Source organism: Bellilinea sp. (genome assembly GCF_034432615.1).
GTDB lineage: Bacteria > Chloroflexota > Anaerolineae > Anaerolineales > Anaerolineaceae > Bellilinea.
Window position 1 is genome coordinate 1 of sequence record NZ_DAOUBL010000345.1, and the last position, 15281, is coordinate 15281.

Here is a 15281-nt window from a genome sequence, read left to right on the forward strand (position 1 = left end):
TCATTCCTGCATCTAAAGTATGACGATCAAAAACAGTGGAATTTTGGTGTAGAGGTGGCCACCCGCTTCGGTTACGACTGGCAGGCCGGCCGGCAGGATCGCTCTGCCCACCCCTTCACCACCAGTTTTGGCATCCGCGATGTACGCATTACCACCCGCGTCATCGAAGATCAACTCCCCTCGGCCCTGTTCGGCACCATGCACGAGACCGGCCACGCCCTCTACCAGCAGGGCATTGACTGGAAATACCGCCGCAGCGCCCTGGGTGGAGCGGCATCCCTGGCTGTCCACGAATCCCAGTCCCGCATGTGGGAAAATCTGGTCGGGCGTTCGCGCGCTTTCTGGCGCTTCTTCTACCCGCGCCTGCAGGAGTACTTCCCCCAACAATTGGGCAATGTCAGCATGGAAGCGTTCTACAAGGCGATCAACAAAGTTGAACCGTCTTTCATCCGGGTTGAGGCCGACGAAGCCACCTACAATCTGCACATCATGCTGCGCCTTGAACTGGAAATCGCTCTCATGGAAGGCAGCCTGGAGGTCAAACACCTGCCGGAAGCCTGGAACACCCGCATGAAAGAATACCTGGGCATCACCCCTCCAAATGACCGCCTGGGTGTATTGCAGGATATTCACTGGTCGGGCGGGATGATTGGCTACTTCCCCACCTATGCATTGGGTAATCTGATTTCGGTGCAATTGTGGGAGAAAATCCTGCAGGATATCCCCAATCTGGAAGAACAGATTGAACGCGGAGAGTTTTCAGCGCTGCTGGGCTGGCTGAGGGAAAAAATCCACCGACACGGCTCGAAGTTCGAGCCGCAGGAATTGGTGGAAAAAGTCACCGGCTCAAAAATTGACCCGCAGCCGTATATCCGTTACCTGAACACCAAATACCGCGATATTTACGGTTTTTAAGCCATGAAATTTGGCGTCGTCCTGCCAACCTACGGTCAAGGCGCAACCCGTTTGAGCATCGTAGATACCGCCCTGGCAGCCGAAGAACTGGGGTTTGACTCGATTTGGGTGACCGATCATCTGGCACTGCCGCAGGCGGATGCCGAGCGTTTCGGTCATATTTTCGAAGCCATTACCACCCTCAGTTATCTGGCGGCCAGCACGCGCCAGATTCGCCTGGGAATTTCGGCGCTGGTGCTGCCCCAACGCAACCCGCTGGAAGTCGGTAAAGAACTTGCCACGCTGGATGCCTTGAGCGGCGGGAGGGTGATTCTGGCAGCAGGAATCGGCTGGTCGGCGGGCGAATATGCCAATCTGGGTTACGAATTTCACAACCGCGGCAAACGCATGGACGAAGCCCTGAAAGTGCTGCGCACCCTTTGGCGGGGCGGCAAGGTGATCTCCTTTTCCGGAACTTACTACCGGTTTGAAAAGGTTGTCCTTTCACCGCCACCCGTTCAACCCGGGGGGCCGCCCCTCTGGGTAGCCGGCGATTCGCCCATCGCGCTCAAACGCGCAGTCTATTTCGCCGACGGCTGGCATCCCAACACCCAGCCGGTCGAACAGATCCGCTCCGCACTCCAATCGGTGCGCCCGCTGATCCTCAATCGTCCTTTTACGGTGTGTATGCGCGCTCGCCTGCAATTTTCCCCCGCAATCAGCACCGATCAGCCTTTCAGCGGCACACCGGAGCAGATCTCTCAGCAGATACACCAATACCAGCAGGCTGGTGTGGATTATTTGATTTTCTCTTGCAATGCCGAAACGCAGGGTGAACGCGAACGCTGCCTGAAAACCTTTCAGGAACAGGTCAAACCGCGCCTGACTCAAACTTCCTGAGCCTTTCTAGGATCCAGAAATAAGAATGGGATCGAAAACCCCCTGTCTGCCGTAAGAGACAGACAGGGGGTTTCTCTGCCGATTAGCGTACCCGGCGCTTCCACTCTTCCTTTAACTGTAGTTGCTGCGGGCTTTCCCCCGAAGGCAGGCTGAGAAAGTCGTTCATCAACCGGTTGAATTTGCTGCTGTCGTCCAGCATCACAAAATGCCCGCCCTCCTCAAATTGAATGAGATGGGCATGTTCGGGCAATTTTTCAATCTGATCCAGACGCGGCGGCTGAACCAGTGAATCGCGGCTGCCGTGTACCAGCAGACAGGCGGTATTCAGTTTTGCCCACAAGCCGCCTGCGTATTGCAGCACCACATCACTCAGCGAACCCAGAATCGCAGCCGGATCGGTTTTGGCGGCATCTGTCGTAACCGGTTCGCTGAGCGGTGTCTTGCCCAACATGCCCTCCGCCAGATCAACCGGTGAGGTATTGCGTAACCGCCCGCTGATCATGTTTTCATCCAGCGGAAAACCAACCGCCATGACCCGATCCACCACACCCGGATGGCGCAAGGCAAACAGCAGCCCCACCAATGCCCCCAAACCGTGCCCGACAATTGCCACCCGGCCAATACCCAGTTTTTCCAGAAACGCCTCAATCAGTCCGGCCTGAGCTGCAAGAGAGTACTGCCGATTCTTGGCGCTGTCGCCAAAACCGTACAGATCCAGGGCGTAAGCGCGGTAGCCAACCGAAGCGGCCTGCATCATCGGAATCCAGTAGCGCCATGAACCGACCCATGAATGCAGAAAGAGAATGGGGCGACCGCGTCCCAGCACTTCGTAATGGATAATATCTTGCTCAATCAGGATTGCGCTCATGGTTACTTCTTTTGGGCAAAGCGTTCCAGCAACTCCGCCACCCGGCGGGTCAACTCATCTGGCGCAAAGGGCTTCAATAAATACTCGCTGGCGCCGGCTTGCAGTCCTTGCTGAATCTCGGCTTCCTGTCCTTTGGCAGAAAGAAAGACCACCGGAATGTGCGCAGTCTGCGGGTCAGCCTTGATGCGCTCACAGGCCTCGTAACCGGTCATACGCGGCATGCGCACATCCATCAAAATCAAATCCGGCAGCACGCTGGGAGCTGCCTGCCAGGCCTCCTCCCCATTGGTCACGGTGATGACCGTATGACCGGCAAACTGTAAAGTGAATGTCAGCAAATCGCGGATATCCTTTTCATCCTCAGCCACTAAAATCTTTGCCATCTTCACTCAACCTTCCAATGGATAGATTGGCAGCGTGAAGGAAAACACACTGCCCTCACCGGGTACACCGGTGGACGTAAACCAGATGCGGCCTTCCTGCATTTCCACCAGAATTTTGGAAAGCGCCAGTCCCAGGCCAGTGCCGGGAGTTGCCATTACCAGGGGACTTTCACCACGGTAAAAACGGTCAAAAATACGGCCATGATCTTTGGGTGGAATACCGATGCCATTGTCAATGACATCTACTTGCACCTCATGTTCGAGCGTTGAAATGCGCACTGCAACCCGTCCGTTTTCGGGGGTGTAATTGAAACCATTGCTGACCAGGCTGCGCAAAATTTGCAGGGTGCGTTCGCGATCTCCGCGCGCATACGGCAAGGACGGCGGCGCTTCCAGCAAAAAGTGCATCGGCTTGCCGGTTTCAGCCGAACGCTGGCGCATCTCGCCGAGAATTTCCTCCGCCAGGGCGCGCAAATCGAGAGGTTGGGCTTCAAGCATGACTTTACCGGATTGAATGCGCGAGACATCCAGCAAATCATTGACCAGAACGTTCAGGCGCTCCGCATTTTCCCGCAGGATTTCAATGAAGTGAACCTGTTTATCGGTCAACTCGCCGCCAGCGCCCATCAGAAGGATATCGGTGTACCCTTTAATGGAAGTCAACGGCGTGCGCAACTCGTGAGAAACGTTGGCAATAAACTCAGATTTCAAGCGTTCCACCTGCACCTGATGGGTCATATCGCGCAGGATGGAAACCGTACCGAGAAATTCATTGCGCCAGATGACCGGCGCCAGATGAAGGGCGACCACCCGCCCATTGGTGAGGGTGATCTGTTCAGCGTAAGCCTCCCCCGCCGCAGGATAACTTCCCTCCGACCAGCGCTGGATGACCGCCATCCACTGGCTGCCGGTTCCTTCAAAGGAGGGTGCAATCTGTTGGAGCGGCTTACCGATCACCTTGCTGCTATTCACTTCCAATATCGCTTCGGCCGAGTCATTGAACAGGGTAATGGTCTGATTGACATCCGTAACAATCACGCCATCCGCCACGGCTTCCAGAATGCCGCGCGAGCGGGAAGCTTCAATTTGCTGGTCGCGCAACATGGCTCCCAGGTTTTCAGCCTGATCGCGGATCAGACCAAACAGTTCAGCATTGTTGAGGGTAATGGCAATCTGCCGGGCAATCCCTTCCAGCAGGCCGGCCTGTTCCGGCTGGAAGTGCCCCTTTTCCCGATGCAGGAGCATGAGGGTACCCAGCGACTCCTCTCCCAGAATCAAAGGAATGGCCGCCAAACTGTGGTAAGCCGGCGGATGATGCGGCTCCATTTGCCAGCGTGAATCCTGATGGACATCCTCAATCCAGAGGGGTTTTCTCACCCGCATCAGGTACTGGTGAATCTGGTGCTCGATGGCATGTCCTTCCGAGAATGCCAAACTTTCCAGATGTTGACCGGCCTGAACAACGACCCGCCCGGCATCGCGGATGATCAGGCTTTCCTCGATATCCAGCGCTTCATTCAAAACACTCAACGAACGGCTGAGCACCTGTTGAATATCCAGACTGGCGGATAGTTCAGTGGTCACTTTCAGCATCGTCCGGGATTTGTGATGTTCCAGTCTCAGAGCGGCGGTGCGTTCCTCCACCCGGCGCTCCAGGTCTTCTTTGAGCGAGCGGATTTCCTCAAAACGGCGGGCATTCTGCAGGGCAATTGCCGCCTGATTGCTGATGGTGCGCACCAGTTCAATTTCCGGTGCCGAAAAGCGGCGCTTTTCTTCTGATTGCAGCAGCAGCCAACCGGAAATTTCCTGTCCACTGACCAGCGGGATAATGACCAAAGCGCGCACCTTGCGGCTGTCGAGAAAAGCCGCCCGCCATTCGGTCAATTCCTGTTCCTCTTCAACATCTTCGGTATTAAAGACGCCCTGCGAATCGCGCAGCTGCTCGATGAGCGGAATCATTGGCATAGTAAGCGGCAAGGCATCTTCCGCAGGCGGGTTTTCAGCCGCCAGAATCAACTGTCCCTCTTCACCGATCAATAAAGCAGCCGCACGGCTAATATCCAGCGCATCTGCTAGCCGCTCACAGGTCAGTTGGAGAATGGGCAGCACTTCCAGCGAAGCGCCTAAATCCGCTGAAAAGCGATTCAGCAAAGCCAGGCGGCTGGAGCGTTGATCCAGTTCAGCGGCCCGGCGCTGGCTTTCTTCGAACAGGCGCGCATTTTCTAATGCCACCGCCGCCTGACCGGCAAAGGTCATGGCCGCCTGAATATAATCCTCCGTGTAAAAATTGGCATCCCGCTTTTCCAGCGCAATTACGCCAATTAATTCCGACTTGGCAATCAGGGGTATGCCCAGCCAGGAAAGATACTCCGGCACCAGCAAGCGGGTAAAGCGGGCATCAGTACGCACGTCCGGCACCGAAATCGCCACCCCTGAACGGCTCATTTCCTGGAACAGCACACTATCCTCAACGCGGGCAGTCAATCCAAGGCGCGCCTGATCGTCATCAAATCCCCGCGCAGCAGCCACCTCAATGAAATCTCCTTTGCGCAGCCAGAGCGTTGCCGTATCGAACGGAACTACTCTTTGCAACTGCTCCAGCAGGCCAGCAATCAGAGCATCACTTTGCAGGCTGGAGGTAATCGTTGAAGATGCCTGCGTCAGCGCCTGTAACTGCGCCGTGCGCTGTTGGATGGAGCGGAACAGGCGCGCATTTTCCAGTGCAAGCGCGGTCTGCTGCGCCAGCGAGAGCGCCAGACTTTCATGTTCGGCGCTAAACGCCTCAGCCTGGTCGAAATTTTCCAGTACCAGCACTCCCATACAACGTTCTGCAAGGCGAATTGGCAGCGCCAAAACCGAGATGGGCAGCCTTGCCCGGCTGGCTTTTTGATACCGGATTAAATCTTCAGCCGAGAGGTTGTAATCCTCAGCAAAATGAATTTCATTTACCCGCAGCGGATTGCCGGTTTGAACGACGCGCAGCGGCAGCGGCGGCGGTGTCCGCTCAGGATTGTAGCGGATTTGCAGTAAAGCTTCGACATCACTGTATCCGCGTGCATGCACGGGTAAAATCCAACCGCCGTTTTCCTCGATCAATCCCACCCATCCAGCGTCTGCGGAAGGCAACACCTGCATGGCGCTTTCCAGCAGGCTTTGCAGGATACTGCCGGTATCCAAACTACCCAATTTTCGGCTGAATTCGAGCAGTAAATTGACATCCCCCAGGCGGCGACGGGTTTCGGCAAGCAGTTCAAGATTCTGCAGACTGATACTGACCTGGCGGCAGAGTTGTTCGTAAACCTGAACATCCCCGGCTTCAAACGGTTCCATGGGTTCGCTGCCACAAACCATCACAGTGGCGCGGCGGTCAGAGGAAACTTCAAAAGGAAACACGACAAAACTGCGGCTGCCAAGACCGTTGAGCAGGGGTGTCCCGCGCCAGACACCATCCTCCTCTACCTGCGGGGTTAGAATTAAGCGCCCATCCGCCAAAGCCTGACGCAGCGGGTTACGTTGACCGAATAACGCTTCGGGGTTGCTGCCGGGTGGAATTTCGCCCAGCACTTCAATCAAGCGTGCGCCCGAGGCATCGCCTTCTGCAACCAGCGCGGTTTGCAGCCCAAAATGTTCCAGCAATGCCCGTCCCATGCTGACCAGCGCAGCGCGGGTATCCTGCTGTAAACTGGCCTGCGCGGCGATCTCCAAACCCGCCCGCACGCGCTCCACCTGCCGAAACAGGCGGCGAATTTCCACCATATTTTCAACCTGCCGGTGCAGCAACTCCGGAATTTGCTGACGGGCTGCCTGAGCCGATTGGCTCAGCTGCTCATTTTCCTGCCTCAGGTGTTGCAGCTCCGTTTGAGTCTTTTCAAAATGCCGGTGATTTTCGATCAGCAAAGCCGCCTGCACCGCAAAAATTTCCACCGCGTCCAGCGTTGGGCGGTCAGGGCGGCGGGCATCGCGCGGGTCGTCCACACTGATCAATCCCAGCGGCTCGCCGTTTGAGTCAAACAACGGCGCAAGCAAAAAGTCATCGGCATTCCACAGGTATTCCGCTTGTCGCTCGCTGGTCGGCAGCACCGTGATAGTGTGAACCTCCTCCGGCACCAGCGGCTGCTTATCAGCGGGGATGAAATACAAATCCCCCACGCGGTACTCCGGCTGACATAACTGCAGGATGCCGCGCCAGGGCTGCACCCGCGAGCGCAGTTCCTCCCACATTTCAGCAGAAATGCCTTTCTGCGCCACGCGGTGCAAACAATTACCGGCCGGGTCATAGACGCTGATCAACACGGCACGGAAGGGTGTGGCGTCCACAATGGCTTCGGCAATGGCTTCCAGCCCCTTTTCCAGCGGCTGATTGGGGCGCAGGAAGCGCGCAACCTGATACAGCTCACTGAGCGTATCCAGCTGGCGTTTGAGCAATGTACCGCGCCGGGCCTGTTCCTCGTAATGCACCGCATTGGAAAGCGCAATGGTCGCTTGCGCCGCCAGCGATTGGGCAATATCCATCGCCGACTCGTCAAAATGATCGGCCTCAAAACTGTGCAGAGCGATCAGCCCGCCTGCCCGGTCTTGATAGTAGATGGGCACCAACAAAACCGACTGGATGCCCTCATGCGGGAGGCGAAAATCGGGGTTATTCATGTCGCGCAGTACATACCCCATGCCGCTGGCAATCACCTGCAATTCCAACGAGGAAAGTTCAACAGGCGGCGGGTCACCCACCGAAAAACGGATTTGCGGCGCTGCCTCCGGTGATTGATCCAGTTCAAAAAACAGGATGGTGCCGCAGTCAGCGCGGGTGGTGCGCAGAGCTTCGTCATAGACCAGCTGCAGCAGGTATTTCAAATCCAGCGAGGTACTTAACTCACGGGTGATGCGGGTCAGCGAGGTCATCTGCTCTACCCGCCGCCGCAGGGTTTCATCGGTTTGCATCAACAGGTAACTACGCTCAACCACCCCTGCCAGCTGTCCGGCAGCCGTTGCCATCAACTGCACATCGCCGGGGTCAAAAAAGTTGGGTTGGCGGCTCGCAATCCAGATCTCCCCAATGCCCTCATCCCGCACCACCAACGGCACCACAATCAGCGATTCAATTTTCCACGATTGAATCAACTGCTGGTAAAACGGAACAATCGGCTTTTCCTCCACCGACTGGTTTAGTTGAATGATGTGCTGACTGCCGGCAGACGTAAACGGGAACTGAACATCCTCCGCCAAAAGGCGGGTGAAACGTTCCGGTACATCCCCCACCCCGCCATAGTGCGAAGGACGGTGCAATTGCAGGACAACCCGGTTTTGATCCAGCAAAAATACCGCAGCCACATCTGCCTGCAAAAGGCGCACCAGTTCCTGCAGGGAAAATTTGAGAATCTCATCGAGGGTCGCCGCTGAGCTGGACAAACTGGCAATACGCCGTAAACCCTCAGCCCGTTGCGCCCGCAAACGCGATTGCTGCAGCAGAGCGGCATTGTCAATGATCGGCGCCACCTGATTGGCAACAATCATCAAAAGGTGCAGCTCATCCTGATTAAACCCACTGACTTCCTGTACATGATTGGCCACCTGCAGGTAGCCCAACACCCGCCCGCTGACCGTCAAAGGCATCATCACCGTATCGCGCAAGCCGGCGGCAATGGCTGTGGGCTGCAGGCCCAGCTCGATCCAGCGCTCATCCTCGGCGGCGTTGTCGCTGATCAGCACATCCTGAGCCAGCAGGGCAGTTTCCAACGGGCTGCCGGCCGGTACCGCAATGCGGTACATATCTAAAAACTGTTCGGGAATACCGGCGAAAGGTACTTGAGCCTGCAGCGTGCGGCTGGCTTCATTGTACAGTAAAAACCCCAGCACCTGCACCCGCACCAACGGCTGAATGGCGCTCACCAGACGTTCGAACAACCCGCGCGTGTCTCGAACCGAACTGAAAGCCTGCGCCAGCTGCGCCAGACCGTTCAGTTCTGCCGTGCGGCGCTGCTCCTGGCGATACAGCAGCGCATTATGAATGGCAACCGCAACCTGCCCGGAGATGAGGGTCAGCAGGTCGCGATCTTGCGGCTGAAAGGCATCCGCAGTAAAAGAAGCCAGTTCCAGTGTGCCGATTAACTGCTGGCCCACCACCAGCGGCACACCCAAAAATGACCGCACCGGATACTTGCGCCGGTCAATCACCGTGCTTAATTCGGATGCCTGATCCAGATCCGCCACCATCAAAGGCTGGCGCGAAGCAGCAATCACTCCTGAAAGACCCTCTTCCCGGCTGTAGCGTTCGCCGGCAAGCAGCAAGCTGCGTTCACCATCCGCCATTGCCAGCATACGATAGGGAGTGAACGTCTGGCTGTCCTCATCATACAAATTGATTTCGCGCAGGTCGGCTGGCACCAGGCGGTCTAAATTATCCAGAATCGAAAAAAGGGTTTCTTCCACATCCAGGCTGGCAGCCATTGCCTGAGTCAGATCGAGAAAGACCTGCAAGGTTTGGGCTGGCAGCAAGCCGGGTTGGGCTGCACCGATCACCGCGCCGCTTTCTGCGGAACGGAAAGTGATTAACCTCAAACCCTGCTGACCAAACGGCAAAGACTGAGAACTGGCCTCCAGTACCTTTCCTTCGACAATCAGGCGGGCCTGACCATCCGCAGCACAGAGTTTCAACAGGCCATTTGCCGGGCGAGTTTTGCGAGCCAGACGTTCCAGCCCGGCGGATTCGCCTTCCTTCAAGCCAAACAACTGCCGTCCAGCAGCGTTGATCCAGGCCAGCCTCCCGCCGGTTTCAACGATCAACAGCGGCTCAGCGGTGGGGTTGTCGGTTTCAGGCGGCAGAGGATCAACAGACAGGCGATGATGAGGACGGGATACCCAGCGAATCAGTCCAGCAGCGGCAAGCCAAAAAAGCAAGCCGCTCCCTGCCAACACAATCCCCAGAATAAGCGGGTTTTCAAAAGACATGCGGGTATCCCAGGCAAAAATTAAATTGAATCGCGGCGGCGCTCTTCGGCGGCAATCTCGGTGATTTCACGAATATCAGCAAACTGGTGTGTAAGGGGAGAAACCAGCCCAATTGCCAGCGTCATAAACGGCGTTGGGGTCATCTCGCCGTCCTTGCCGGGCGCAAGGACAAACCCCTGCTGACGGTCTAGAAAGTTATAATGAGAAAGTACTTCTTCCTTGAAACGTTCTTTGAGGCGGGATTTTATGGCTGCCCCGGCCTGAACGGTGGTGGAAACCACAAAATTATCACCGCCCACATGGCCGATAAAGTCATTTTGTGTGCCCAGTTCATCCACCACTTCGCCCAGCAGCATGGCGGTAAAACGCAGCACATCATTTCCGGCAATGAAGCCGTACACATCCTTGAAAGGCTCAAAGTGGTTGATGCGAATATCCAGAAAAGCCCAGTCATTCTGGCGAATCAGTTTACGCAGTTGATCTTCAATCAGCCGCCCGGAAGGCAGACCGGTTTGCGGGTCGGTCAGGCTTTCCCGTTCCGAACGTGCCAGCGCATTCTGAACGCGCAGTTTCAATTCCTCAATATCAAACGGTTTGGTAATATAATCATCCGCTCCCAGTTCCAGACCCTTAAGTTTATCGCTGCGCTCATCTTTTTGGGTCAGGAACAGCACCGGAATATGACTGGTGCGCGTGTTGGTGCGCAAAACCCGGCAGACTTCGTAGCCGTCAATATCCGGCAGCATAATGTCCAGAATCAGCAGATGCGGCTTCACCTGACGGGTCTTTTCCAGCGCATCCGACCCGCGCGGGGCAATGTCCACATCGTATCCCTGCGATGAAAAATAAATGCGCAGCATATTGGAAATATCTACATCATCTTCCACAATCAACAGGCGGGCTTTACTCATGGGTGCCTCCCTCAGAAAAATCAGGCATGGGCTTTCCCCCGGCGTATCCTGTACGACCCATTCCGCCCAGCCGGGGAACCAGACGGTGGAAAACGGATACAACACTTAATCTTACGCAAAACCGCCATTTCTGGCAACAAAAAACCCCACCCAAAGGCGGGCCGGTTAGGAAGTTGTAAGGATGGAAAGACGGCTTACCAGCTTTCGCTGCCCGCCTCATCCGGACGCGGGTAAAGGCGCGGGTGCAGATGAGCGTCTTTCAAACGGTGATGATCGCTGTCTTCATAGCGGATGTCCCGGTCAATCACCCGCCGCTCTTTCGAGGCGAACAGAATCACATCCGATTCGATCATGCGCGCCGGATAGACGATCATGCCGGCCCCAATGCGGCAGTTGTGTCCCACACATCCACCCAGCACCGGGCGGTTGGATGGCTGCAGTTGACCAAACGCATCCCGCGCCCGAATGGGAGATGGAATCAGGTTATAGTCCGTGAAGGTTGAACCCGCCCCAATGAAGGTGTTGCGACCAATCACGCACATTTGCAGACAGGTATTTTGTGCCACCATGCTGTTGTCCATGATGGTGGTCATAAACAACGAAGCGCGGAAGGGCAAAAATGTACCGTCCCCCACCACCGAAAGCATGAGCTGACAACCCTGCGAAACGTTGACATTATCGCCGATGATGCAGTTTTCGATCACTGCCCCTGCGCCGATGGTCACATTGTCCCCAATCGTGGTCGGCCCGTGAATGACCGCAGTCGGATCAATGGAGCAATTGCGTCCTACCCGCACCAGTTTGGAACATTCCAGCACTTGCTTGCCTTCGTACAGGGCTGCCGCCAGAATACCCAGTTTGAAGAAGGGATCGCGATTCAAACGGTCTTCAAAGCGCGCCCCGCGTCCAAACAAGCCAAACACGGTATCGGCAATAAAAATATGCACCCACGAGTCAATGGCTATCAGGCTGCGCAGCGGCACCTGATAGACCAGATCACCCGATTCACTCGCCATGTAGGTGGGAACATGGTAATAGCCAATTTCACGCGCCTGCAAGTCCACCACCAACGGCTCGGCGCTCGGCTCGGGGCCGTGCGGGTAATACCACAAATCCACCAGATAAATATCCCCTGCCGGCGTGTAGGAAGTAGACAGCGGCAAACAATGTTCACGGAAAGCAGGATCATGAATGGATAAGGCTGCCCGCGAGGGGTAAGGGCGGCGCAGGGCTTCCTGCATGAAGGCCTGCATAAACCCTTCGTCGAAAAACAAATTATCCCGGTAAACGATGCAGGCTTCGCGGGTTTGCGGCAGGCGGGCTTCGGGGGGCAGCTCCAGTTCGCGGGTGGTGTAGGACGCCAGCACATCGCGCTGCTGCAGCCAGAGTGGTTTATTCACAATTCTCAAATCCCTTGCGCGCTCGTTGAAAGGCTCCAAATAACGGGGACACTGTAAAATGATCTTCAGCATCCGTCCCTCTCAATCCAGCGGTTTCTGCTCGATTTCCAAAAGACAGCCGTTTGGGTTGGGTTTTTCGCGAATCAGGTGAACGCGCCCGCTGCTCACCCAGTAGGTCAACTCCTGCAGCATCCCCAGCAGGAATGCACAAACCAATCCCACGTTTGATTCCCCCTGCACTTCAAAGCCAGTGCGGTGGCGCCACTGCCAGCAGCCCTGTTCGACTCGCACCTCAAACTCACCCGCCCCCTGGCGGTTGAGCCAGTCTGCCAGCTTTGTCAAAGCCGTATACATTTTACGGCGCGGCGCAAGCAGGCGGAAATCCAGATCTTCAAATCCCAATTCGGCAGAGAATTGGGTGAGGATGCGCGAAAATGCCGCCCTGCCAGCCCGCACCAGAATTCCCGCCGCAGATTGGCTGCCGTATGCAGCCCCCAGCGCATCCCCCAAATTTTCCAACCCCAAAGGTGACTGCTCAACCGGCAGAGAAGCCATCAAATTTTCAAAGCGGGTTTCGCCGAGAATTTCGGTCAAACCTTCCAGTATTTGCTCATTCAAAGCGGGGGAGTACTTGAAAGTCGGAGTTGATTTCATGGTGAGGAATCAGGTAAAGGACTGTCCAGAAATTCCTTTAAAGTCAGCATAAAGGTGCGCGGTTCATCCAGCATGATGAAATGACCGGCGTTGGGAAAACGTTCAATGCGAGAATTGGGCAAACCATTTTGCAGCGCTTTCCACTGGTTGGGGTTGACGATGTTATCCCGGTCGCCAAACATCCCCATCACCGGCACTTGAATGCGGTGAATCTCATTACTCAGGTTGGTGCGGCGCAGGGAGGCAATGCTGGTCAGGAAGGATTCGAGCGTCGTGCGCGAGAGGTCGCGATCCATCATATCCGGAAAGCGCGGGTCGCGGCAAATGGTGGGCGAAGCAACCCGCATGGCGGCGCGGAAAACCGGGAACAGACGGAACAAAAAGAATGCCACCACCCGCCAGCCGGCCAGTTTGAGCGGCAGCGCCAGAGAAGAACCGACCACCGGCGAGCCGATGATCACCACCTTTTCAACCCGCTGTGGATAGCGCAGCGCAACCGAAAGGCTGACCGTACCGCCCATGCTGTGGCCTACCAGCGGCGCGCGGATAATTCCCAGTTTCTCCATGAACTGGTCTACCAGCGCGACGAACTCGCCGACCTCATAGGTGTCCAGTTTTTTGCCCGATTCGCCGAAACCCCAAAAATCCAGCGCGTAGGTGCGGTAATACTGCCCCAAATAGGTCATCGTCTCCTGCCACAACCCCCACGACCCCAGCCAGCCATGCAGTAAAATGACCGGCTTGCCCCGGCCATACACCTCATAATGGAGAATTCCCTGATCCGTTGTTATGGATGACACGCCGCTTCATTGCCCCCTGTTACTCACGAATTGCCTTCCCCCATCTCTTCCAGAATGCTGTAGAGCAGCTCCAACAGCACTTTTTTGACATTTTCTTTGTCCTTTGCCACACACGAAAGCAGTTTCACTTTCGGGTCAAGGCGCAGGGCCAGCCGCATGTCGTCAATGTCCCAGGCGTCTTTGCAATCCTGTTTATTAGCCGCCACTACGTAGGGGGTGGGCGCGTAAGCCCGGAAGGTTTCTAAAATGGTGCGCGCCTCGCGGAAAGTCTCCGGACGGGTACTGTCCACCATCACCACAAAACCCAGCATACCTTCCGAAAGGATTTCCCACATAAAATCGAAACGTTTTTGTCCCGGCGTACCAAACAGGTACAACACCAGATCATCATCCACGGTAATCCGACCAAAATCCAGCGCGACGGTCGTATTTTCCTTCACCTTTTCAGCCGCTGAAGTGATTTTGCGTTCCGTCGAAACCACATCAATCTCGCTGACGGATTGGATGAATTCGGTCTTGCCTGCATTGAACGGCCCGGTAACTACGATTTTGACTGTCTGCATCGTGCTTCCTTAGGAAACAGGGTTTAGATCGAGCGAATCTTGTTGATTAAACGGTTGAGCAGTGAAACCTGCTCTTGTTTGTTGGTGGTCTGAAACGGACGCACCATACCGCCCACCGGCACACCGCCCGGGCGCACAATTTCAACCAGGCCGGCTTGCAGCAGGGCGTATACCACCCGTCGAATTTCCAGATCGTTCATCTTGGTGGCGTGCCCAATTTGCCGGATGGTATTCTTAGGATTGACATAGCGCACCACTCGCCACTCTTCCAGACTCAGGTTCAGGTTGCGAATGTTGCTGCCGGGGCGTTCGGTAAATTTGAGCGCCATGTCCAGACTGGGAATCTCTTCCTGTAACTGCTCCCACTCGCGCAGCTGCCGTGAACCTTCGATGATCAGGTTTTCCAGATCAATGCGCACCGGTATTTTTCCATCGGGGGTCAACTGATCGGGATTGAAGTTGAAGGATCCCTCCACCCACGTAAACAACCGGCGGACGACATCCACGCAGTAACCTTGCAGGCTTTCCAGAATGTCCTTCTGGGTCAGATAACCGGCATTGATCAACAAGAGTCCCACTTCCTTGTCGCTCATCTTACGCGTTCGCTCGCGAATAACCCGAGCCTGATTGGGGGTGATTTTACGGCTGCGCTGCAAGATGGCCGCCAGATCGTTTTCCTCACTGCCAATTTGGGCATAAGCCAGTTTACCTTCGCGAAAAGTAATCTGCGCAACTTCACTGGTACCTTCGATCACCAGAGTACCTGTTTTGCGAGCCAGATTGATCAGATTGAGCAGTTGAGTGATGGAAAAATCGCGCAGATTGCCCCGTAATGCCATGTGCAGCCTCGGAAGACGAGAAAGTCTGAAAGAATTATAACAAATGTACGCTCATTCACAACGCATTCCTGCCGCCAAGAATGGTTTTTGACCTTACAATATCGTTGGGTGAATTGGGTATAAT

General features: G+C 55.7%; 11 protein-coding genes. 2 read left to right on the forward strand and 9 right to left on the reverse strand.

Going from position 1 to position 15281, the window contains the following annotated elements; all coding sequences use genetic code 11:
• Positions 1-915, forward strand: a 915-nt coding sequence (locus VAE48_RS15685; RefSeq protein WP_322794278.1) for a carboxypeptidase M32, incomplete at its 5' end; no start/stop codon positions are given.
• Between the two features lie 3 nt (positions 916-918).
• Positions 919-1794 (forward strand): TIGR03619 family F420-dependent LLM class oxidoreductase, encoded by an 876-nt coding sequence (locus tag VAE48_RS15690; protein ID WP_322794279.1) that lies wholly within the window; start codon positions 919-921, stop codon positions 1792-1794.
• A gap of 82 nt (positions 1795-1876) precedes the next feature.
• Here the strand turns inward: VAE48_RS15690 and VAE48_RS15695 are convergent, their stop codons facing one another.
• From VAE48_RS15695 to VAE48_RS15735, 9 genes are all read right to left on the reverse strand, one after another.
• Entirely contained in the window at positions 1877-2662 is a 786-nt protein-coding gene (locus VAE48_RS15695; RefSeq protein ID WP_322794280.1) for an alpha/beta hydrolase, read from the reverse strand.
• A 2-nt stretch (positions 2663-2664) separates the two neighbouring features.
• Complete coding sequence (locus tag VAE48_RS15700; protein WP_322794281.1) at positions 2665-3045, reverse strand: response regulator transcription factor; 381 nt, start codon at positions 3043-3045, stop codon at positions 2665-2667.
• 6 nt (positions 3046-3051) lie between these two features.
• On the reverse strand, positions 3052-9990 hold the full coding sequence (locus VAE48_RS15705) for a GAF domain-containing protein (protein ID WP_322794282.1): 6939 nt from the start codon (positions 9988-9990) through the stop codon (positions 3052-3054).
• A gap of 20 nt (positions 9991-10010) precedes the next feature.
• On the reverse strand, positions 10011-10901 hold the full coding sequence (locus VAE48_RS15710) for a response regulator (RefSeq protein ID WP_322794283.1): 891 nt from the start codon (positions 10899-10901) through the stop codon (positions 10011-10013).
• Between the two features lie 194 nt (positions 10902-11095).
• Positions 11096-12301, reverse strand: a complete 1206-nt coding sequence (locus VAE48_RS15715; RefSeq protein ID WP_322794284.1) for a DapH/DapD/GlmU-related protein — start codon at positions 12299-12301, stop codon at positions 11096-11098.
• An 81-nt stretch (positions 12302-12382) separates the two neighbouring features.
• Positions 12383-12955, reverse strand: coding sequence for a hypothetical protein (locus VAE48_RS15720; RefSeq protein ID WP_322794285.1), 573 nt, complete (start codon positions 12953-12955; stop codon positions 12383-12385).
• Positions 12952-13755 (reverse strand): alpha/beta hydrolase, encoded by an 804-nt coding sequence (locus tag VAE48_RS15725; RefSeq protein WP_322794286.1) that lies wholly within the window; start codon positions 13753-13755, stop codon positions 12952-12954. The genes VAE48_RS15720 and VAE48_RS15725 overlap by 4 nt, the downstream gene beginning before the upstream one ends.
• A 23-nt stretch (positions 13756-13778) precedes the next feature.
• The gene (locus tag VAE48_RS15730; RefSeq protein WP_322794287.1) at positions 13779-14318 is read right to left on the reverse strand and encodes an ATP/GTP-binding protein; all 540 of its coding nucleotides are present in this window, start codon (positions 14316-14318) and stop codon (positions 13779-13781) included.
• A 23-nt stretch (positions 14319-14341) separates the two neighbouring features.
• Positions 14342-15157 carry a DUF4388 domain-containing protein gene (locus VAE48_RS15735; protein ID WP_322794288.1) on the reverse strand — a complete coding sequence of 272 codons (816 nt, stop codon included), beginning with the start codon at positions 15155-15157 and terminating at the stop codon, positions 14342-14344.
• Positions 15158-15281 lie beyond the last annotated feature (124 nt).

What these genes read in the sequence shown, in the direction of transcription:
- VAE48_RS15690 (WP_322794279.1), top strand. Translation starts at nt 919, where the DNA reads ATGAAATTTGGCGTCGTCCTGCCAACCTACGGTCAAGGCGCAACCCGT.
- VAE48_RS15695 (WP_322794280.1), bottom strand. Translation starts at nt 2,662, where the DNA reads ATGAGCGCAATCCTGATTGAGCAAGATATTATCCATTACGAAGTGCTG.
- VAE48_RS15700 (WP_322794281.1), bottom strand. Translation starts at nt 3,045, where the DNA reads ATGGCAAAGATTTTAGTGGCTGAGGATGAAAAGGATATCCGCGATTTG.
- VAE48_RS15705 (WP_322794282.1), bottom strand. Translation starts at nt 9,990, where the DNA reads ATGTCTTTTGAAAACCCGCTTATTCTGGGGATTGTGTTGGCAGGGAGC.
- VAE48_RS15710 (WP_322794283.1), bottom strand. Translation starts at nt 10,901, where the DNA reads ATGAGTAAAGCCCGCCTGTTGATTGTGGAAGATGATGTAGATATTTCC.
- VAE48_RS15720 (WP_322794285.1), bottom strand. Translation starts at nt 12,955, where the DNA reads ATGAAATCAACTCCGACTTTCAAGTACTCCCCCGCTTTGAATGAGCAA.
- VAE48_RS15730 (WP_322794287.1), bottom strand. Translation starts at nt 14,318, where the DNA reads ATGCAGACAGTCAAAATCGTAGTTACCGGGCCGTTCAATGCAGGCAAG.
- VAE48_RS15735 (WP_322794288.1), bottom strand. Translation starts at nt 15,157, where the DNA reads ATGGCATTACGGGGCAATCTGCGCGATTTTTCCATCACTCAACTGCTC.